This is a genomic window from Niallia yueguangensis (genome assembly GCF_052663115.1).
In genome coordinates, this window is record NZ_JBQTCX010000002.1 from 327,251 (window position 1) to 345,366 (window position 18,116).

22 protein-coding genes, 1 pseudogene and 1 riboswitch are annotated in these 18,116 nt (G+C 35.2%); of the genes and pseudogenes, 18 read left to right on the top strand and 5 right to left on the bottom strand.

The genetic code is table 11. From position 1 onward, the window contains the following. Positions 1 to 478 precede the first annotated feature (478 nt). The 5 genes from ACTYA4_RS03150 (at position 479) to ACTYA4_RS03170 (ending at position 3,207) form a co-directional block, all read left to right on the top strand. Positions 479 to 1,168, top strand: a complete 690-nt coding sequence (locus tag ACTYA4_RS03150; RefSeq protein ID WP_445505499.1) for an MBL fold metallo-hydrolase — start codon at positions 479 to 481, stop codon at positions 1,166 to 1,168. A gap of 18 nt (positions 1,169 to 1,186) precedes the next feature. Then, positions 1,187 to 1,756 carry a TetR/AcrR family transcriptional regulator gene (locus ACTYA4_RS03155; RefSeq protein WP_445505500.1) on the top strand — a complete coding sequence of 190 codons (570 nt, stop codon included), beginning with the start codon at positions 1,187 to 1,189 and terminating at the stop codon, positions 1,754 to 1,756. Between the two features lie 143 nt (positions 1,757 to 1,899). Next, positions 1,900 to 2,466, top strand: coding sequence for a permease (locus ACTYA4_RS03160; RefSeq protein ID WP_445505501.1), 567 nt, complete (start codon positions 1,900 to 1,902; stop codon positions 2,464 to 2,466). Positions 2,467 to 2,806: 340 nt separating this feature from the next. Beyond that, positions 2,807 to 3,010, top strand: coding sequence for a hypothetical protein (locus tag ACTYA4_RS03165; protein WP_445505516.1), 204 nt, complete (start codon positions 2,807 to 2,809; stop codon positions 3,008 to 3,010). Then, positions 3,010 to 3,207 (top strand): YwbE family protein, encoded by a 198-nt coding sequence (locus ACTYA4_RS03170; protein WP_445505502.1) that lies wholly within the window; start codon positions 3,010 to 3,012, stop codon positions 3,205 to 3,207. The genes ACTYA4_RS03165 and ACTYA4_RS03170 overlap by 1 nt, the downstream gene beginning before the upstream one ends. 130 nt (positions 3,208 to 3,337) lie before the next feature. On the opposite strand, the gene ACTYA4_RS03175 is transcribed toward ACTYA4_RS03170, so the two are convergent. After that, positions 3,338 to 4,195: a LysR family transcriptional regulator gene (locus ACTYA4_RS03175; RefSeq protein ID WP_445505503.1), complete on the bottom strand. Its 858-nt coding sequence runs from the start codon at positions 4,193 to 4,195 to the stop codon at positions 3,338 to 3,340. Positions 4,196 to 4,303: 108 nt separating this feature from the next. Between ACTYA4_RS03175 and ACTYA4_RS03180 the strand changes: the two genes are divergently transcribed. The 6 genes from ACTYA4_RS03180 to ACTYA4_RS03205 all read left to right on the top strand — a co-directional run bounded on the left by ACTYA4_RS03180 (position 4,304) and on the right by ACTYA4_RS03205 (position 10,286). Next, positions 4,304 to 5,422, top strand: a complete 1,119-nt coding sequence (locus tag ACTYA4_RS03180) for a Gfo/Idh/MocA family protein (protein WP_445505504.1) — start codon at positions 4,304 to 4,306, stop codon at positions 5,420 to 5,422. Positions 5,423 to 5,724: 302 nt separating this feature from the next. Continuing rightward, positions 5,725 to 6,912: a GTP-binding protein gene (locus ACTYA4_RS03185; protein WP_445505505.1), complete on the top strand. Its 1,188-nt coding sequence runs from the start codon at positions 5,725 to 5,727 to the stop codon at positions 6,910 to 6,912. A 20-nt stretch (positions 6,913 to 6,932) separates the two neighbouring features. Continuing rightward, on the top strand, positions 6,933 to 7,082 hold the full coding sequence (rpmG, locus tag ACTYA4_RS03190; RefSeq protein WP_445505506.1) for a 50S ribosomal protein L33: 150 nt from the start codon (positions 6,933 to 6,935) through the stop codon (positions 7,080 to 7,082). Between the two features lie 37 nt (positions 7,083 to 7,119). Next, positions 7,120 to 8,100 carry a metal ABC transporter substrate-binding protein gene (locus ACTYA4_RS03195; protein WP_445505507.1) on the top strand — a complete coding sequence of 327 codons (981 nt, stop codon included), beginning with the start codon at positions 7,120 to 7,122 and terminating at the stop codon, positions 8,098 to 8,100. A gap of 495 nt (positions 8,101 to 8,595) precedes the next feature. Then, positions 8,596 to 9,036, top strand: a complete 441-nt coding sequence (locus ACTYA4_RS03200; RefSeq protein ID WP_445505508.1) for an aminotransferase class III-fold pyridoxal phosphate-dependent enzyme — start codon at positions 8,596 to 8,598, stop codon at positions 9,034 to 9,036. 107 nt (positions 9,037 to 9,143) lie between these two features. Further along, positions 9,144 to 10,286, top strand: coding sequence for an iron-containing alcohol dehydrogenase family protein (locus ACTYA4_RS03205; RefSeq protein WP_445505509.1), 1,143 nt, complete (start codon positions 9,144 to 9,146; stop codon positions 10,284 to 10,286). A gap of 303 nt (positions 10,287 to 10,589) precedes the next feature. Here the strand turns inward: ACTYA4_RS03205 and folE2 are convergent, their stop codons facing one another. Next, positions 10,590 to 11,495 carry a GTP cyclohydrolase FolE2 gene (gene folE2, locus ACTYA4_RS03210; protein WP_443482013.1) on the bottom strand — a complete coding sequence of 302 codons (906 nt, stop codon included), beginning with the start codon at positions 11,493 to 11,495 and terminating at the stop codon, positions 10,590 to 10,592. A 259-nt stretch (positions 11,496 to 11,754) separates the two neighbouring features. Here folE2 and rpmG (ACTYA4_RS03215) point away from each other — a divergent pair, with 259 nt between their 5' ends. The 6 genes from rpmG (ACTYA4_RS03215) (at position 11,755) to ACTYA4_RS03240 (ending at position 15,190) form a co-directional block, all read left to right on the top strand. Next, positions 11,755 to 11,904 (top strand): 50S ribosomal protein L33, encoded by a 150-nt coding sequence (gene rpmG, locus ACTYA4_RS03215; protein WP_101178087.1) that lies wholly within the window; start codon positions 11,755 to 11,757, stop codon positions 11,902 to 11,904. A gap of 293 nt (positions 11,905 to 12,197) precedes the next feature. Then, positions 12,198 to 12,467, top strand: a complete 270-nt coding sequence (rpsN, locus tag ACTYA4_RS03220) for a 30S ribosomal protein S14 (RefSeq protein WP_443481949.1) — start codon at positions 12,198 to 12,200, stop codon at positions 12,465 to 12,467. A gap of 78 nt (positions 12,468 to 12,545) precedes the next feature. Beyond that, positions 12,546 to 12,908, top strand: a complete 363-nt coding sequence (locus tag ACTYA4_RS03225; protein ID WP_443481948.1) for a hypothetical protein — start codon at positions 12,546 to 12,548, stop codon at positions 12,906 to 12,908. Between the two features lie 81 nt (positions 12,909 to 12,989). Beyond that, a complete protein-coding gene (locus tag ACTYA4_RS03230) occupies positions 12,990 to 14,186 on the top strand; it encodes a GTP-binding protein (RefSeq protein ID WP_443481947.1) in 1,197 nt (398 codons plus the stop codon). 354 nt (positions 14,187 to 14,540) lie between these two features. Then, positions 14,541 to 14,792 carry an AbrB/MazE/SpoVT family DNA-binding domain-containing protein gene (locus ACTYA4_RS03235; RefSeq protein ID WP_443481946.1) on the top strand — a complete coding sequence of 84 codons (252 nt, stop codon included), beginning with the start codon at positions 14,541 to 14,543 and terminating at the stop codon, positions 14,790 to 14,792. Continuing rightward, complete coding sequence (locus ACTYA4_RS03240) at positions 14,789 to 15,190, top strand: type II toxin-antitoxin system death-on-curing family toxin (RefSeq protein WP_443481945.1); 402 nt, start codon at positions 14,789 to 14,791, stop codon at positions 15,188 to 15,190. Before ACTYA4_RS03235 ends, ACTYA4_RS03240 begins: the two co-directional genes overlap by 4 nt. A 115-nt stretch (positions 15,191 to 15,305) precedes the next feature. On the opposite strand, the pseudogene ACTYA4_RS03245 reads toward ACTYA4_RS03240, so the two are convergent. The 3 genes and pseudogenes from ACTYA4_RS03245 to ACTYA4_RS03255 all read right to left on the bottom strand — a co-directional run. Further along, positions 15,306 to 15,443: pseudogene (locus tag ACTYA4_RS03245) on the bottom strand (GNAT family N-acetyltransferase); the annotation flags it as partial. Between the two features lie 190 nt (positions 15,444 to 15,633). Then, complete coding sequence (locus tag ACTYA4_RS03250) at positions 15,634 to 16,065, bottom strand: MarR family winged helix-turn-helix transcriptional regulator (RefSeq protein WP_443481944.1); 432 nt, start codon at positions 16,063 to 16,065, stop codon at positions 15,634 to 15,636. A gap of 270 nt (positions 16,066 to 16,335) precedes the next feature. Beyond that, a complete protein-coding gene (locus ACTYA4_RS03255; protein WP_443481943.1) occupies positions 16,336 to 17,604 on the bottom strand; it encodes an MFS transporter in 1,269 nt (422 codons plus the stop codon). Between the two features lie 226 nt (positions 17,605 to 17,830). Further along, a riboswitch (purine riboswitch) is annotated at positions 17,831 to 17,932 on the top strand. Between ACTYA4_RS03255 and ACTYA4_RS03260 the strand changes: the two genes are divergently transcribed. Next, the coding region (locus tag ACTYA4_RS03260; RefSeq protein ID WP_445505510.1) for a hypothetical protein at positions 17,928 to 18,116 on the top strand (189 nt) is incomplete at its 3' end. (Overlaps the previous riboswitch by 5 nt.)

Consider the following 18,116-nt stretch of genomic DNA (forward strand, 5'->3'; position numbering starts at 1 on the left):
ATCTCATAAATACTCCTCCTCATTTTGAAATTTAACCACCGATATAGTTCTTTACTAATTGGATAGTTTGTGTTTATTCCATTGTTGAGCCTATTATTTTTCAAAGTTTAACAAACCTATTAGCTAATTATATTTGAACATAAACAACGCTAGTATTAGACAGAGTGTATAATATTTTGGAATTTTTTTCTGCATGTTGAGTGACAGACTTCCTTCATTATTTATTTACTTTAGGGTTCGAAGGAGCTGCTTAAATTGATTGAAATTTCCTGAACGTTGTAAATCCACATTTTCCTGACGCTATACCAATTAATTAACTGAATAAAGTGATAATTTAAACAAAAGGTTTTGTGCATTTATGTAGAAGCTTTAATCGAAATTTGTCGAATATTATTATTGAACATTCTACTTGCCAAAACTAATGGTATTAGTTATATTAAAACTAATACCATTAGTTTTTATTTAGGAGGGAAAATAAATGAGATTAATAAAGCGAAATTTTTTGTATCAACTATCTTTTTTACCTCATGTATTTCCAGTTAATTGTTATCTTGTTGAGGAGGAAAAAGAGCTTACATTAATTGATGCAGCATTGCCTTTTAGCTATAAGAAAATATTAAAGACAGCAGAGAATCTAAAAAAGCCGATTACGAAAATTGTTTTAACACATGCACATGATGACCACGTTGGTTCTTTGGATGCTTTAAAGGAGCACCTTCCTAATGCAAAGGTGTATATCTCGGAAAGAGATGCCCGTATTTTGAATGGAGATTATTCTATTGATAAGGAGGAAGAACCGTATCCATTAAAAGGAGGGCTGCCGAAAAATGTTAAAACGAAACCTGATGTTTTACTAAAAGACGGCGATCGAATTGGTTCGCTGACTTGCATTAAAATGCCAGGCCATACTCCTGGCAGCATGGCTTTTTTGGACAGCAGGGACAATAGTTTAATTGCTGGAGATGCTTTTCAAACAAAAGGCGGCTTCGCCATCTCTGGACAAAGAAAATTATTATTTCCTTTCCCAGCAATGGCAACATGGAATAAGGAAGAAGCAGTGAATAGTGCAAAAAAGATATTGCCATATAATATCACTCTTTTAGCAGTAGGGCATGGAGATTTATTGGAAAATCCACAAAATCAACTCGAAAAAATAATAAATGGTTAAGTAAAGGAGAAGTATTTTATGTCACCAAGGGTAGGAATCGCAATAGAGGATATTATCAGAGCAGCTGTAGAAATAGCAGATAATCAAGGATTGCAGGAAGTGACGATGGCGAATTTAGCAAAACGACTCAAAATAAAGTCACCGTCTCTTTATAATCATATCAACGGATTGCCGGAATTGTTAAATCGTTTAACACTTCTTGGGGCAGAAATTATTTATTCGGACTTAAAGCAGGCTGCGAATGGATTAGAAAAGGAAGAAGCTATTCATTCTTTAAGTAAGGCATATATCGCTTTTTCGAGAAAGCATCCTGGATTATATGAGTTAACGATACAGGCCCCTAGTCCAGAGCAGGTAGAAATTATTGAAGTGTCAGATAAAATAATTGCCCTTCTAGTCGATATTTTACGTCCTTATGATCTAGATGAAGAGGCATCCCTTCATGCCATTCGTGGATTTAGGAGCATCCTTCATGGTTTTGCATCAATCGAACTCAAAAAAGGGTTTGGCATGCCACTGGATATTGATAAAAGCTTTAAACTTTTAATTGATACTTTTTTGGCAGGTATTGAAAAAATGAAAGAATAAAATTTATGGTGCCTGTTGCCACGCAAAAATTTTTAAAAAAATAGGAGGAATAAGTAAATGAATTTTATTATTTTTACTCTTCTTTTTACAATCGTTTGTGGGACTTTAGATAGCAAAGTTAGAAGAAAGGGGATGAAATAATTATGTTTGCTGGACATTTTGGAATCGCTGCAGCTGTTAAAGCAAAAAATCCTGATATACCACTTTGGGCGTTAATGACAAGCACTCAGTTGCTTGATATAGCTTTTGTACCTTTATTGTTGACAGGTTCAGAAAAGATAGAAACGGTAGGAGATGGAGGATACGGAGCAGGTATTTTTACAATTGATTATTCTCAATCTCTTGTTAGTGCCATCATCCTTGCCATTATTACGGGATTTATTGCTTTAAAGTTTTTAGGGAAAAAACAAGCATTTATTATCGGATCCGTTGTTTTTAGTCATTGGATATTAGATTTATTCGTACATCGTTCAGATTTAAGCATCCTTCCAGGCAATATCGGAAATATTCCACAAGTAGGCTTAGGACTTTGGCAATGGCCGGTTTTAACGATGTTATTGGAGTTGGCATTAGTGGTGATTGGTGGAATTATGTATTCTCGCTCTTTGTTAAAGGGAAAGAATAAACCAAATAAAAAATTGGTTGTTTTTACAAGTAGTTTAGTGAGTGTATTATTGGTTTTATCCTTAGTCTTAGATTTTATGGCTTAAGGAAAATTAAATAGTTGCAGATTTACTTAGGCGGGGTAGCTCAATTGGCTGCGCTTCTTTTTTTGAAACGATAGCGGGAAAAAGAGGTATAAATGTAGAAAATAAAGTGAATGCGATAGCAAAAAATAGAGTTTTTGCACAGTCACCTTCTTATTCTATCTGGTTCGATTTTTCAATTCGTAAACTTAAGATGAACTGTTCTATTTTCGATGAACCTGTTATGATGTAAATTACTGATGCAAACCGCTGACAAATGATTTTGTTTGCGGAATATTGTTTGACTACATTCTAATTTGAATACACAATGTTTCTATTACTAACTTATATTACAAAACAAATAATGGAGGGATCTAACTTGAACGAATCTAATGAAAAAGGAAAAAAGAAAATAAGTCTTCAAGAAGCAATGAAGCAACAGCTGGCAAACAAAAAACAAAATGCACAAAATGGCAAAGCGAATTTGAATGGCAATCAAAAAATGCAAAAGTTGAATAGCCAACAAACAAAAAAGCCAAATAATCAAAGAAAACGAACGGGTGTGTAATGAACGGTCAAAATAGAAAAGATATTAAACCAGGCATAACAGTAGAAATTGTGCTGAAAGCAGATCAAAAAACTGGAAAACGAACAACGGGAGTAGTGAAGGATATCTTGACGAATTCTCAATTCCACCCCCATGGGATAAAAGTTAGACTAACGGATGGAAAAGTTGGGAGAGTGCAGTTGATTTGTGAGCAATAGATTCGGGAAGTGCAATGGCATCGCTCAAATTTTCTCAAAAAAATAAACAGCATTAAGGAAAACGGATGAACTTTACTAATTAAGTAGAATTCATCCCTTTTATTTTGGTGAATAGTGACTGTTCTCTATTCTAATCCAAATTCATAATAGAATGATTCACCTCGATAAATTGTTTTTCTATAGGTGTTAACTGATGATTTTTACGCGTAATGAAGTATATGTCTATATATCGATAAGCGGAAGGAACGTCTAAATAACGATCGATATGATAGCGATTTACTAATCTTTTAGAAGCTAAAGAAATGCCCATTCCCATTGAAGCAAATTGCACAATCGTTTCTAGATCTCCGACTTCAATGATTTCACCATGCTCTATGTTCAAATTTGAAAAAATTTGGCGCAAAATGGAGAGATACAAGCAATTATCTGATAGTACAAGTAGGTTTTTTCCACTTATATAATCTTCTAACCTTGTATTTTCCCCTATTTCATCTCCAATTAAAGCGATTTCTTCAACCCCAGCTTTTCTATATTTAATTTGTGGGTTGTCCAGTGCTCCAATCGTATAAGCAATATCAATATTTCCAAGAAGAATTTGTACTTCTATCTCATCTGTTGATCCTGTTTTTAAAGTGACAGATAAATCAGGGTATGACTTTTTAAGTTTATTTAAAGCACCCGAAAATTGTGTTCCACCAATGGATATCATCGAGCCAATACGTAGTTTTTCATCCTGTTTTTCCATCTTATTTTCAGTTTCTTCCCAAAGAAATAATATTTTTTTAAATTGCTTATATAATTTTTCTCCTTCTTTAGTTAACTCTACTCCTTTGGCATGTCTAATAAATAGTTCTTGATTATAATAAGCTTCTATCTTTTTTATTTTTGCCGTCATATTGGATTGAAGATGGTTCAGTTTAACCGCAGCCGCTGAAATACTTTTACATTCAGCAACTGAAACAAAGGCTTTCATATTTTCTATATCCATTTTTATTCCATCTCCCATCAAAAAAAGTGATGCCAGTATCATTTAATAACATTATAAATGATATATATTCTTCATTATACTTAGTTTATGTTGAATAGGAGGGAAAAGATGGAACGTAAAATTATAAATGTAGGGATTATTGGTGGTTCATTGAATAATCAGTGGGCTAGTCATACGCATATTCCCATACTTAAAGAACATCCATATTATCGGATTATAGCGATAGGAACATCAAACATGACATCGGCAAAAGAAAGTGCAGCAACGCTTAACGCTCCTTTAGCATGTACAGACCATCAGGTATTAGCAAAATCCAAAGAGGTTGATTTGGTTGTCGTTAGTGTAAAAGTACCTTTTCATTATGAAGCCTCAATCGCAGCCATCGAGCAAAAGAAGCATTTTTATTGTGAATGGCCACTTGCTATAAATACAAGACAAGCAAAAGAATTGGCAGCTTTAGCAGATCAAGCGAATATTCATCATGCTATTGGATTGCAGGCGCGGCAATCTCCTGAAGTGATTTATTTAAAACAAGCGATCAAACAGGGGGGAATTGGCAAGGTATTATCTTGTACGATGCAAGTAGCTACCCAAGGAAAAGGGGGGATAACGGATCAAAAAAGCGCCTATCTTTTAAAAAAAGAAAATGGAGCAAGTCTGCTTACCATTAATGGCGGACATTCACTTGACGTTCTCTGCTATATATTAAGTGACTTTAAAGAAGTAACTGCAACAATGAATAACAATTATCCAGAAGCAATCATAAAGGAAACAGGTAAAAAGATCACTAAAGATACAGCAGATCAAATATTAATAAATGGCACACTTGTTGACGGTACGTCTACATCCGTTCATATTCAAGCTGGTGTTTATCCTGCATTTAGTTTAGAAATTCGAGGAGAAAAAGGGGTTTTTCGTTTAGTACAAAATCATTCTTACGGACATGTGCAATTTGGTAATCTTAAAATTGAAAAAATCATGCACCCGAACTATTCTTCTTTAAGTACAGGAACGAATGATATTTATATTGAAGAAGTAAAGCAATCTTCAGAAGAAGATAAAACCCCAAAAGGATATATTGAAAAAGCGTATAATCAATTTGCCCAAGACATCTTAGAGAATAAACGTCAAATTCCAAATTTTCATGACGCTGTGAAATTGCATCAATTGTTAGATGCTATTCAAGAATCAGCAGAGACAGGTAAAAAAGTAGTTCTAAAAGAGTAGTAACTTTATTGAAATGGAAAATGGTCAAAAGGCTCCCTCATCTAAGTTATTTTGAGGTGGAGTCTTTTTATTCTAAAGCTTACCTTGAAAATTACTAACTAAAAGCAGCTATTATACTGTGTTCACTAATGGAAAAAATAAAAATCACTTGCAAATAGTAATGATTACGTTTTAAAATATAAAAGTGTGATTTAAATCGTAATTATTTCGATTTAATATAAAAAGTTTCAAGCTTAGTAATTGCCAAGTAAATATAACAATCTTAGAAAAGTATCAGAACATATAAAAGAAGGAGGATTATAATGAATAAAAAAATACCAGTAACTGTATTAAGTGGCTATTTAGGTTCGGGAAAAACAACCTTATTAAATCACATTCTAGGTAATAAGGAAGGAAAAAAAGTAGCTGTCATTGTCAACGATATGAGTGAAGTAAATGTTGATGCCGCTCTTATTAAACAAGGTGGATTTTCAAGAACGGAAGAGAAGTTGGTGGAAATGCAAAATGGCTGCATTTGCTGTACATTGCGGGATGATTTGATGAAAGAAGTGGAAAAGCTTGTTGCATTAGGCAATATTGATTACATCCTCATTGAATCCTCAGGGATAAGTGAGCCGATTCCAGTTGCGCAAACTTTTACATATATAGATGAAACGCTGAATATTGATTTATCCAGCATTTGCAGATTAGATACGATGGTAACTGTTGTTGATGCCAACCGTTTTTGGAAGGATTTTGCGTCAGGAGAAACGCTTCTTGACAGAAAGCAGGCTGCAGATGAAACAGATACTAGAGAAATAGTAGATCTGTTAATCGATCAAATCGAATTTGCCAATGTTATTTTACTAAATAAAGTCGATTTAGTTGGAGAAGAAGCTACAAAAGAATTAAAGGGATTGATACAAAAATTAAATCCAGATGCACAAATAATCGAAACAGATCATGCTCGTGTGTCTTTAGACCAAGTGATGGATACGAACCTTTTTGATTTTGAAAAAGCGAGTGAAGGAGCGGGATGGATAAAGGAATTAAATGAAGAACATACACCTGAAACAGAGGAGTATGGCATTTCTTCTTTTGTTTACCGCAATAATCGCCCATTTCATCCAGAACGGTTAATGAAGTGGTTAGAGAATTGGCCGGAGGATATTGTAAGAGCGAAAGGATTCTTTTGGCTTGCTTCTCGAAATGATATGGTTGGCTTATTATCGCAAGCTGGTCCCTCGATTATGATACAAGCTGCTGGAAATTGGATCGCTGCTTACCCGCAGTCAGAAATAGATCAAATTTTAACAGAAGAACCAGATCTAGTTGCAAAATGGGATCCAACATACGGCGACCGAATGACAGAATTAGTTTTAATCGGTATTGAAATGAATCAGGAAGAATTAATACAATCACTTGATGCATGTATTTTAAAAGAAGAAGAAATGGAGTCTGATTGGACATTGTTGAACGATCCGATTCCACCTTTTACAGTGGCACAGTAAAAAAATTAGGAGCGATAAAAATGAGAGTAACGATAACACTAGCATGTACGGAAACAGGAGATCGTAATTATATCACTACAAAAAATAAACGAACAAATCCAGATAGAATTGAATTAAAAAAATATTGTCCCCGTTTAAAGCGTCACACCCTTCATCGTGAAACAAAATAAGCAGAAGTTTAAATTGAAATGAAGGGGAAATGTTGCAATGAAATTTTTTCGATTGAGAACAGTTTTAATTGTTTTAGTGGCAGTTGTTTTTATGGCCGGGTGTGGGAAAAATAGTGAAACTACAAATGGAAAAACATCGAATTCTGAAAAAATAAAAGTCATAACCACTTTTTATCCGATGTATGAATTTACAAAAAATGTCGCAGGAGACCAAGCGGATGTTGAATTATTAATTCCATCAAGCACTGAACCACATGAATGGGAACCATCTCCAAAAGATGTGGCAAATATTCAAAATGCGGATCTATTTATTTACAATAGTGAATATATGGAAACATGGGTGCCTCAGGTGAAAGATACCTTAAGCGGCAAGAAAGTAAAATTTGTAGAAGCAAGTAAAGGAATTACTTTGGTAGAAGGGGTAGAAGAGGAAGAAGAACATCATGAGGATGGAACGGAAGAAGAGGAGCATCATGAAGGAGAGCATGAGCATCATCACGAAATGGATCCCCATGTATGGCTTAGCCCTGCTTTAGCACAAAAAGAGGTGCAAACGATTACGGATACATTAATAAGTGCTGATCCAGATAATAAAGCTGCCTATGAAAAAAATAGTAAAGCGTACCTTGCAAAGTTAACTCAATTAGATAATGATTACCGCACAGAATTAAAAGGTGTTAAGAAGAAAGAATTAATCACTCAGCATGCTGCATTTGGATATTTAGCAAAAGAGTACGGATTAATCCAAGTACCAATTGCTGGTCTATCACCTGAGCAAGAGCCAAATGCACAAAAACTTGCAGAGCTAAAAGATTTTGCGAAGGAACATGATGTTAAGGTTATTTATTTTGAAGAAATTACTTCGCCAAAATTAGCGAAAACCCTTGCCTCGGAAATTGGTGCAAAAACCGAAGTTCTTAGTACACTAGAAGGTTTAAGCGAAAAAGATCAAGCGAAGGGGCTTGATTATATTCAAGTCATGGAGGCTAATTTAGAGAAATTAGTACAGTCCCAATAAGAAAGAGCCAATTAATATTAACAAAGCAATGCACAAAAGATTTCACATGCGAAATCTTTTGTGTATTTTTTGTTTTAAGATAAGAAAGCATAATATTTTTGAAGTTAGATGGGTGTCTAGTTACAGCGCTTAGCCCCTGTGAAAAATAACCCCATGCCTCTAAAAGTAAAAAGCACTTTTTGAGTCATGTGAACATTTTTCTTCGGGGCTGAGCAAGGCGCTTGCATTTTTCTTATAATAAGCCTTTAGCTGCCAAGAGTGTAGTTTAATGTAAAATGAGCAGCTATTAATTACTGACACTTTGACTAATGTAAGTAAACGAAATATACATTATATTTTAATAAATCAGATAATTATTTTATGTTATCACGAGGCTCATATTTTCGTGAATAGCAAAACGGAACTAGCAAAAAAAATCATTGAAGCTGCTCCAAGCAATATGACAAAGGTATTGTATGTGAAAAAATCGCAAACTACTTTGATGAAAATGTTCTTATGACAGGATTAACTTACAACGGACATACTGTCTCTACACAAATTGGGAATGCAACTCTTGATGTATATAAAGAAGAGAAAATCATTGAAAATGCTGAAGAGATTGGACAAATCCTTGCAAAACGACTTGATCAACTTTGCAAGTATGATTCAGTAGGTGAAGTACGTCATATTGGACTCTTTGCTGCAGTGGAACTTGTAAAAGACAAGACGACTGGAGAACTGGTTATTTCTTACGGAATGGATTATGGCAAAGCTAAAGTCGGACTAATGAAGAATTTTGTTGGCTTGTTAGGAGAACACGGATTCTATACGTATTCACATGAATCCAGCGTCATTATTGCTCCTCCATTGATTATTTCGGAACAAGAAATAAATGAAGCAATGGATATTTTTGAGAAAGAGTACTTATTTACAGACAAAGCGTTAATTTCGAATTAAGATAAGATAAATTACAGCCTCATTTCTACATATCTAGAAAAATATATTTTTTTCAAAGAAGAGATGGGGCTGAATGAATAAAATATAGAAAGAGAGGGAGTAAAAGAATGGAAAATTTCTTTTATAAGCAGCCTGTACCTATTGACTTTGGAGTTGGGAAAATAAAAAAAATATCAGAGATTCTAAAACAAATGAATGTTGAAAGAGGAATACTAATTAGTGCTCCTTCTATGGTGCGAAGCGGAATTGCACAAGAGATTATGGATAGTTCAGAAGGGAAAATTGTTGCTGTTTTTTCTGATATCCAACCAAATCCAACCGTTAAAAATACGGATGACTGTGCAGAGGCCATTCGTGAAAAACAATGTGATTTTGCCATTGCACTTGGGGGCGGAAGCGTTATGGACTGTGCAAAGGTGGCATGCTTTGTAGCAAAAACGCCATATGGAACCGCAGATTACTTTTCAAAGAAACGACCAGTTGACGAGCCTGGCATTCCATTTATCGCAATTCCAACAACCTCAGGAACGGCAAGCGAAGTTACAACTGTTTCTGTATTGACAGATACAGAAAATGATGTAAAAGCACCGATTGCCAGCGATTACTTCTATCCAGTATATGCACTTATAGATCCTGAATTAACGGTTACTTGTCCTCCTTCTGTTACTGCAATAAGTGGAATTGATGTTTTGGCACATTCATTAGAAGCATACTATGGTAAAAAGCATCAGCCCTTTACAGATATGGCAGCAGAAAGAGCTGCATCCCTTGTCTTTCAGTACTTATTAAAAGCCTATCATGAACCAGAAAATATGGAGGCTAGAGCAAAAATGAGTGAGGCATCTGTTACAGCTGGCATGGCTTTTAATTTAACACAAACAGCCGCTGCACATGCTTGTTCTTATCCACTAACTCAAGATTTTGGAGTACCACATGGTGAGGCATGTGCTATGACATTGCCTTCCTTCTGGAGAATTAACAGCAATGGACCAGAAGCTGAACGACTTAACGCTTTCAGCCAACGACTTGGTTTTAAAAATGCGGAAGAATTGGCAGATAAAATAGATGAAATGAAAAAAGAAATGGGCTTAAAAATGACATTGGAAGACGCTGGGGTCCTTACAGAAGAACAATTAAACAGTCTTGTGGAAAACAGCTTTGCACCTAATATGCAAAACAACCCTGTCACGATGACAAAGGAATCTTTAAAAGAAGTGTATTTGCAGTTAAGAAGTGTAAGTACAATATAAATAGCAGTCCTATTTATTAAAATAAATAAGAGACGGGGCTGTCCAATTAGTCGATTTTTCGGCTATTGGCTGCCACTTTTTATGTTCAAGAATACTGATATATCAACATTCTTGATTTTCAATTTTCAATGGATTTTCCCCTTTGGGACAGCCCCGTCTCTTTTATTAATGTAGGTAAACATTACTTAGTAATAATTTTATATAATTTTTGTCGGTATTTGAAAAAACTTATAAATAAACAAGTTCAAATTATTTCTTTTTTGCATTCTGCAAATAAACACGTCACTACACGAAAAAACAAAATCAGTCTTTGTCAAAAGAAAGCCTTGCATAAGCATCATGTAGATGAATCGATTCTTCGTTTCGGCATTCGATGTCAAAAGATTTTACCCAATCTAATTCATATAAGTCGGCAGCAATAAGACGAATGAAGTCTTCAACAAAACGAGGGTTTTCATAGGCTTGCTCTGTTACCTTCTTTTCATCAGGTCTTTTAAGGACAGGGTGAAGCATAGAACTTGCATTTGATTCTGCCACGTTAAGCAATTCTTTTTTTATATCCGATGGCCATGGAGTAGAAGGATGTAATTCTACCTTAATTTTTACGATGCCTCTTTGGTTATGGGCACTATATTCGCTAATTTCCTTTGAGCAAGGACATAAAGTAGTGACAGCAGCTTCAAGTCCAATAAATGATTTCCAGCCTTTTTCTTGATCATAGCTAGTTTCCAAAGAAACGGAAGAATGCATAAATCCCTTTTTACTTGTCACAGGAGCTTTTCTTTCATAATACCAAGGAAAGGAAACGGAAAGAGAAGATTTATGTTGGCTCATTCTTTCCGCGATTTCCTTCGTAAATGCTTGAAGGAAATCCATGTCAAGGATCCAGCCGTGTTCATAGTATTCTTGCAATAATTCTGTAAGTCTGCTCATGTTAATTCCCTTGCGATCACGAACAAGATTAGTAGTAATAGTAAAGGTTCCTATTGTTGTTTGCAGATTAGGTTCCATAGAAGAAGTAATGTTGATAGGATGAGAAACATTAGATATCCCAACATGATCAATTTCGAAAAAATAGTCTTTTGGCGTGTTCTGCAGATCTGTCATATTTTCTTTTTCTTCTGGTTTTGTTCTATTTTTTATTGGATCCACCGAACCGAAATGGCGGTGGCGTTCCAACTTATTAGGTAACTGAATAGTCGTTTTCATCATTATTGCTCCTTTGTAAATCGTAATCATTACAGTTTATTATAAGGGCGATAGGATAAAAATCAATGTTTAAGTAACTTAAATGTTGCAAATAATTATATATTTAATTATAATTAAAAATTGATAATATTAATTAATGGGTTCTGTTAAAGTAGTTAATATTTTTTGATGAATAAATCGTAATAATTACGATTTAAGAAAGGTATTAGTAATTTTAACAGAATTGTTATAGTCTGAAAAAATCTAAGGAGGAAAAAACATGAGAGTTACCATTACATTAGCATGTACAGAAACAGGAGATAGAAATTACATTACAACGAAAAATAAAAGAAACAACCCAGATCGTATTGAACTGATGAAGTATTGCCCGCGTTTGAAAAAACGTACTTTGCACCGTGAGACGAAATAAGATTAGGGAAAGGTTTCTTTTAGTATGAATTATAAATCGTAATCATTTCGCTTTGGTTAAATAACAGAATTTATAAGTTCAAGTTAGATGAGTGTCTAGCTCCGACGTACAGGATGTACTAGTGCCGGCGTCGCCACAGAACGTGGCGCATTTAGCCGGCCAGCACCTAGCCCCTGGAAAGATAACCTCTTGTCTCTAAAAGTAAAAAGCACTTTTTGAGCCAAGAGAACATTTTTCTTCGGGACTGGTCAAGGCGCTTCCGCTTTTCTTAATATTAAAGGAGGTAAAGGATAGTGGCAAAAAAATCAAAAGTAGTAAAAGAAAAGAAACGTCAAGAAATGGTAGAGAAATATGCGGCACTTCGAATGGAGCTTAAAGAAAAAGGGGACTACGAAGCACTTAGAAAACTACCAAGAGATTCGTCGCCGACGCGCCTAAAGAACAGATGTGAAGTGACGGGTAGACCAAGAGGATTTTTAAGAAAGTTCAAAATGTCTCGGATTGCCTTTAGAGAATATGCTCATAAGGGGCAAATTCCAGGAGTAAAAAAGTCGAGCTGGTAAAACGTATTCTAGGGTCAGCTGCTAAATGAAGGAATTTGGCGGCTGAAGTTTATGTCAGAAAATCTGGAGGTTTGGAGCATGAATTCAATAAATCCAATTTTAATTGAATTTTTACTTCGAAGTGCTGTTAAGAACTTGCCGGCTAAAAAGAGAGAAATTTATCAATATATTGAAAGTAGAGAAAATGAATTAGAGGAAGTCGCGTTAAATGAGACGCATTTTATTCAGCTCATGAATGAAAAATCGCCTTTTAAAGAAGCAGCAGTCCATTTTTCAGTTGATATTTTAGCCATTATAGATGCGATGAATGAGGCACAAGCTGAAATTGATCGAGTGATAAAGGAAAGGTGCAATCGAATGAAATGGATTGATTGTACGGAATTGCAGAGAAGTAAGCATAAATTAAAGGATAATAAATTGTCATTTATATTTGTTTCGTAGCCAGATTATCAATCGGTATGGATAGTTTGGATGTAGTATTTTTATGCTTTTAGATTCTTTTAATAGAAAAGGGTGGATCAAATGAAAAAGATTCCAGTGACAGTTTTAAGCGGTTATTTAGGAGCTGGTAAAACAACTTTAATGAATTATATTTTACATAATCGTGAAGGTCTTAAGGTTGCCGTTATTGTGAATGATATGAGCGAAGTAAATATTGACAGCGAATTAGTTCAAAAGCAAGGCGGTTTTTCTCGAACAGAAGAAAAGCTGGTCGAAATGTCGAATGGCTGCATTTGCTGTACTTTACGGGAAGATTTGCTGGTAGAAGTGGAAAGGCTGGCAAAACTGGGGGATATTGATTACATCTTAATTGAATCATCCGGCATTAGTGAGCCAGTTCCTGTAGCTCAAACATTCTCTTATATTGATGAAGAACTGGGGATTGACTTAACAAAATTTTGCAAATTGGATACGATGGTGACAGTAGTCGATGCGAACCGTTTTTGGCATGATTTTGAGTCAGGCGATTCTTTGCTGGATCGCAAGGAAGCAGTTGGAGAAGACGATATTCGCAATATTGCTGATTTATTAATTGATCAAATTGAATTTTGCGATGTGTTAGTTTTAAATAAATGCGATTTAGTCGCAGCGGAGGATCTAACAAAGCTGGAAAAAGTGATAAGAACCTTGCAGCCTTCAGCAAAGATCATTCGTACAGTTAATAGTGTTGTTGATCCTAAAGAAATATTAAATACAAACTTATTTGATTTTGATAAAGCAAGTGAATCAGCAGGCTGGCTGAAAGAGCTGAATATTGGACCGGCTGACCATACGCCAGAAACGGAGGAATACGGCATCTCTTCGTTTGTTTATTATAATAAAAGACCTTTTCATTCAGAGCGCTTCAATAATTGGTGCAACTCTATGCCTTTGCAAATTGTTCGAGCGAAAGGGATTGTCTGGTGTGCAAGCCGCAACAATTTAGCATTGCTGTTATCTCAGGCGGGGCCTTCTGTTAACATTGAGCCGATTTCTTATTGGGTTGCTTCACTTCCAGAAGCTCAACAAAAAGAACTAATCCGAAATAATCCTCAACTTCAAGAAACTTGGGATGAAGAATACGGGGACCGCCATACAAAACTTGTGTTTATTGGAATCGACTTGGATGTGGATTTTATTAAAAAGGAATTAGATGATTGTTTGCTTACAGCTGATGAGTTTAATGAGGAATGGAGCAAATTAAAAGATCCTTTTGATTGGCAGATATCTGCCCAATAAGAAGTGAAATGTATTTTTGAGAGGGAGCATCGGAAGTATACAAATCGAAATAATTCCTAATATTGAAGTGGATAGATGTTGCTTTGCAATAAAGCTTGATAAAAAATATCGTTTGAACACACATTTTTACGGTAGTTAAAAAGAATCCATTTTGAAAAAAACTTGATCAAAATGGATTCTTACCTAGAAGTTTTAAGTTTCTATTCTAAAAAAGTTTGCTCATTTCCTACCTGTATAACTCCATAATAGTGCCCGTTTGCTGAATATATAATATCTTGGAGACCTAGCTCATTGAGAATAGAGTATATTATGTTATAATTGTTATAACAGTTATAACAAAGGGGCGTGAAATTTGTGGAGCAAATTGAAAGAAAAGTTACAAAGATAGGAAATAGTATTGGAATCACACTACCTCCTGAGTTATTAAAGCAAGTAGGGTTAGCTCAAGGAGATGACGTACAAGTCGAAGTACAAGATGGAAAGATCATTTTACAAAAGAAAGAAAAACTACATCTTCCAGACGGAGTAGATGCTGAATTTATGGAGCTTCTTAACGATGTAATAAAAGAGCATGACAAAGCATTTAAAGGGTTAGTTGATAGATGATGGACAAAATCGTTTATTTAACGACCAATCAAGTAATCGCGATCAATACGGTGCAAATTCGTCTATTCTCACCAAAAGAACAAATAGGTGTAAAAGATCCAGGCCTACTTGACTCTGCGATTAACCGACCAAAGCAATCAGTATTTGGTCGGGATGCTTATCCATCTATATATGAAAAAGCAGCAGCATTATTTGAATCAATCGCTAAAAATCATGCTTTCCACAATGCGAACAAAAGAACATCTCTTGCCGCACTCATTGTGTTTTTGAAAATAAATCATTACAGATGGACAATGGGAATAGATGAGGAACAAGACTTTACAGTCGATGTTGTAAATCATAAATATACATTTGAAAAAATTGTCTCAACGATTAAAGAACATACAGAAAAGCTATAAGATCAAAAAAGAACCATTTCTTCTTATAAAAATTAGCTCAGTTGCTCAGAATTATTATGAGCAATTAAGCCATTATTCATTTATTGCGCCCGTTTCTTGAATAATCTAAAGTGGTTTAACAATCTTTTTTATAAAATATAAGGGTTGTATTTTCGTTCAATTTCTTATTAACACCTGTTCTGATGTAGCCCATTTTTTCATACAGATAAAAATTACGTTCTTCTTCTAAAATTGTAGCTAATTCCCAACTAGTAGATATGTTTAAAGAATTCACGGAATTTCTTATTTGCTGCATCTTCTTGTAGATGATAGAGTGTAGTTTTTATTCCTTCTTTTAGTGTGCGACAGTTCTCCAGCGAAGTTTATCGCGAATTCGACATAAAAAAGCCTGTGGACAAAGTCTATAAAATAGATTTTGTCTACAGGCAGGTGCTTCCGCTTTTCTAATTATGTTCCTGTTCTAATTTATCACTAGTTTTTTCAATTTCCGTTTTCACTTTTTCTGATAATTCTTTGCCTAAAATTGCTTCATACCGTGTTAGTAAATTTTTAGATGCTTGACGAACGATTGGTTCTAATTCTTTTCCTTTTTCGGTTGGAAATATTTCTACTGTTTTCCCTTTCCCTTTTCTTTCCACTAATTGTTTTCCTTCTAATTTGTCAATAAAACGAGTAGTAGTAGAAGCAGTAATAGATAACTTTTCCGCTAATTCCTTTTGAGAAATACCTGGATTTCCGTTAACGAGTCGAATAATATATCCATACATTGGGGTTAATCCGGTCGAAGCAAATTCTTCTTCCGCCATTTTTGTGATAGCTCGGCTTAATCGGTTAGCAGTAAAAAATAGGCAATTGTGAAGAAAGTGTTCATCCATTATACATGCGCCTCCATGGGAGTTTTTATGAAAAGGGGCCGGAGCTTCGCCAACTTTATTGGAAAAAAACGAGTGATGGTGCTCTGTAGTTGGTTTTTATCCTTATTAAGATTGGAGTGGCTTCGCTCACGCCGCCTTTATTAGGTTAGAATCTGCCCTCATTTCCTGTTAGATGGTAAATACGAGGGGCGATTTTCCATAAAAGTTTTGTTTGTACAACAAAAAATGTAAAGTAATTTCTTCGTTTTGTCAATTAATACAAGAAAAGAGTTACACATTCAATGATTGCTGTTCTCGTACTTTTGAAATTTTTAAAGCCATTAATGCTGCTATTAAACAAACGAGTCCAGCAGCAACAAATGGTACGGTATAACTGCCAAGTACTTCTCTTAATAATCCAGCGCTGTATGCAGCAGTTGAAGCACCAATTTGATGGGCGACAACAATCCAGCCAAAGATCATGCCTGCTTTTTCTTTACCGAACTCTTGTGATGCAAGTTTAACGGTTGGAGGAACAGTCGCAATCCAATCAAGACCGTAAAAGACGGAGAAAATAATCAGCATCATGTGATTGCTATTAAGAGCAAATGGTAAAAACAGCAGAGAGATTCCACGTAATCCGTAATACCAGAATAACAGTTTGCGACTATCGTACCTGTCTGACAGCCAACCGGAAAATGTTGTTCCAATCAAGTCGAAAATGCCCATAAAAGCAAGCAGCCCTGCAGCGGTTACTTGTGCTATCCCGTGATCATGGCCTGCAGCAATAAGATGGGTGCCAATCAAGCCGTTTGTCGAGAAGCCACAGAAAAAGAATGTAGCTGATAAAATCCAAAAAGTAGTGTTTTTAACTGCAAAACGCAAGGCGTTTATTGGTGCAAGAAAAGAGTTTCCTTTTAATACAGTTGGTTTTGCCAGTTCATTAGCTCCATAAGCTGGGACACCTATATCATACGGATGGTTGCGCATCCAGATGGCAACAAGCAAAAGGACTAATAAAATAACTGCTACTGCTGTAAAAACAGAATACTTCCATCCGGCAACCTCAATAATTTTTGCAAGCAATGGCAGAAATAATAATTGTCCGGTAGCAGCACTTGCTGTCAATAATCCTATGACAAAGCCTTGCCGTTTAACAAACCAGTTATTGCTAATCGTTACGCCAAGTACATTTGCCATCATTCCTGTCGCAAGACCTGAAACAAATCCCCATAATAGTTGAAATTGCCATAAAGATGTCATCAACGGTGTAAGAGAAAGACTGATTGCTAAAATGGCTAAAGAAATCACGATCACTCTTCTTATCCCAAATCGTTGCAATAATGATGCTGAAAATGGTCCTACCAACCCGTATAAAAAGATTCCAAATGATATAACGCTGGAAATTCCGCCGCGGCTCCATCCGAACTCTTCTTCAAAAGGAAGAATAAGAATACTTGGCATCGAACGAATACCTGCCGATATTAATAAGGTAATAAACGTAATAGCCACAACAACCCATCCGTAATAAAACTTCGTTGATTTTATGCTTGTATCCATTTGGTTGGCACTCCAATTTCTTAGATAAATTTTGGTTGTGTATAAAAAATATAAGAAGTAAATATTTCTATTTTGTATGTACAACTAAATATATTTTAAGATGCAAAGAATGTCAAGATTTAAATAGTGATTGTGTGACTCGAAATTTGTTGGATTTTTTATTGGAACTTTCGACTTTCGTAAAATATTTGTTTTCAATCTAGCTTACTTCCTTTATAATCCATAATGTCTAAAAAAATAATTTTCTCGTATAATAACAGGAATAGTGCCTGTAAGTTTCTAACGGATAACCGTAAATTATCTGGCTACGAGTAAGCGAGCATATGGCATTTACTAACTTAGTTTTAGATCAAGAAGAACAGTTGCTTACTTTTGTAGGAAAGGATTGTTCTCTTTTTTATGGCTGTTTTCTCAAAGTTTGTTGTTTTTTACGTAAAAAAATGGGAGAGGAAATACTCAGCAGACTGAATACACGTGACTCCTGTGGGAATGCGAGAAAGACGAGACCCCAA

What these genes read in the sequence shown, in the direction of transcription:
- folE2 (WP_443482013.1), bottom strand. Translation starts at nt 11,495, where the DNA reads ATGAAAACGACTATTCAGTTACCTAATAAGTTGGAACGCCACCGCCAT.
- ACTYA4_RS03170 (WP_445505502.1), top strand. Translation starts at nt 3,010, where the DNA reads ATGAACGGTCAAAATAGAAAAGATATTAAACCAGGCATAACAGTAGAA.
- ACTYA4_RS03185 (WP_445505505.1), top strand. Translation starts at nt 5,725, where the DNA reads ATGAATAAAAAAATACCAGTAACTGTATTAAGTGGCTATTTAGGTTCG.
- ACTYA4_RS03150 (WP_445505499.1), top strand. Translation starts at nt 479, where the DNA reads ATGAGATTAATAAAGCGAAATTTTTTGTATCAACTATCTTTTTTACCT.
- ACTYA4_RS03175 (WP_445505503.1), bottom strand. Translation starts at nt 4,195, where the DNA reads ATGGATATAGAAAATATGAAAGCCTTTGTTTCAGTTGCTGAATGTAAA.
- ACTYA4_RS03195 (WP_445505507.1), top strand. Translation starts at nt 7,120, where the DNA reads ATGAAATTTTTTCGATTGAGAACAGTTTTAATTGTTTTAGTGGCAGTT.
- ACTYA4_RS03225 (WP_443481948.1), top strand. Translation starts at nt 12,546, where the DNA reads ATGAATTCAATAAATCCAATTTTAATTGAATTTTTACTTCGAAGTGCT.
- ACTYA4_RS03200 (WP_445505508.1), top strand. Translation starts at nt 8,596, where the DNA reads ATGACAGGATTAACTTACAACGGACATACTGTCTCTACACAAATTGGG.
- rpmG (WP_101178087.1), top strand. Translation starts at nt 11,755, where the DNA reads ATGAGAGTTACCATTACATTAGCATGTACAGAAACAGGAGATAGAAAT.
- ACTYA4_RS03255 (WP_443481943.1), bottom strand. Translation starts at nt 17,604, where the DNA reads ATGGATACAAGCATAAAATCAACGAAGTTTTATTACGGATGGGTTGTT.
- ACTYA4_RS03240 (WP_443481945.1), top strand. Translation starts at nt 14,789, where the DNA reads ATGATGGACAAAATCGTTTATTTAACGACCAATCAAGTAATCGCGATC.
- ACTYA4_RS03180 (WP_445505504.1), top strand. Translation starts at nt 4,304, where the DNA reads ATGGAACGTAAAATTATAAATGTAGGGATTATTGGTGGTTCATTGAAT.
- ACTYA4_RS03155 (WP_445505500.1), top strand. Translation starts at nt 1,187, where the DNA reads ATGTCACCAAGGGTAGGAATCGCAATAGAGGATATTATCAGAGCAGCT.
- ACTYA4_RS03250 (WP_443481944.1), bottom strand. Translation starts at nt 16,065, where the DNA reads ATGGATGAACACTTTCTTCACAATTGCCTATTTTTTACTGCTAACCGA.
- ACTYA4_RS03205 (WP_445505509.1), top strand. Translation starts at nt 9,144, where the DNA reads ATGGAAAATTTCTTTTATAAGCAGCCTGTACCTATTGACTTTGGAGTT.
- ACTYA4_RS03165 (WP_445505516.1), top strand. Translation starts at nt 2,807, where the DNA reads ATGGAGGGATCTAACTTGAACGAATCTAATGAAAAAGGAAAAAAGAAA.
- ACTYA4_RS03160 (WP_445505501.1), top strand. Translation starts at nt 1,900, where the DNA reads ATGTTTGCTGGACATTTTGGAATCGCTGCAGCTGTTAAAGCAAAAAAT.
- rpmG (WP_445505506.1), top strand. Translation starts at nt 6,933, where the DNA reads ATGAGAGTAACGATAACACTAGCATGTACGGAAACAGGAGATCGTAAT.
- ACTYA4_RS03230 (WP_443481947.1), top strand. Translation starts at nt 12,990, where the DNA reads ATGAAAAAGATTCCAGTGACAGTTTTAAGCGGTTATTTAGGAGCTGGT.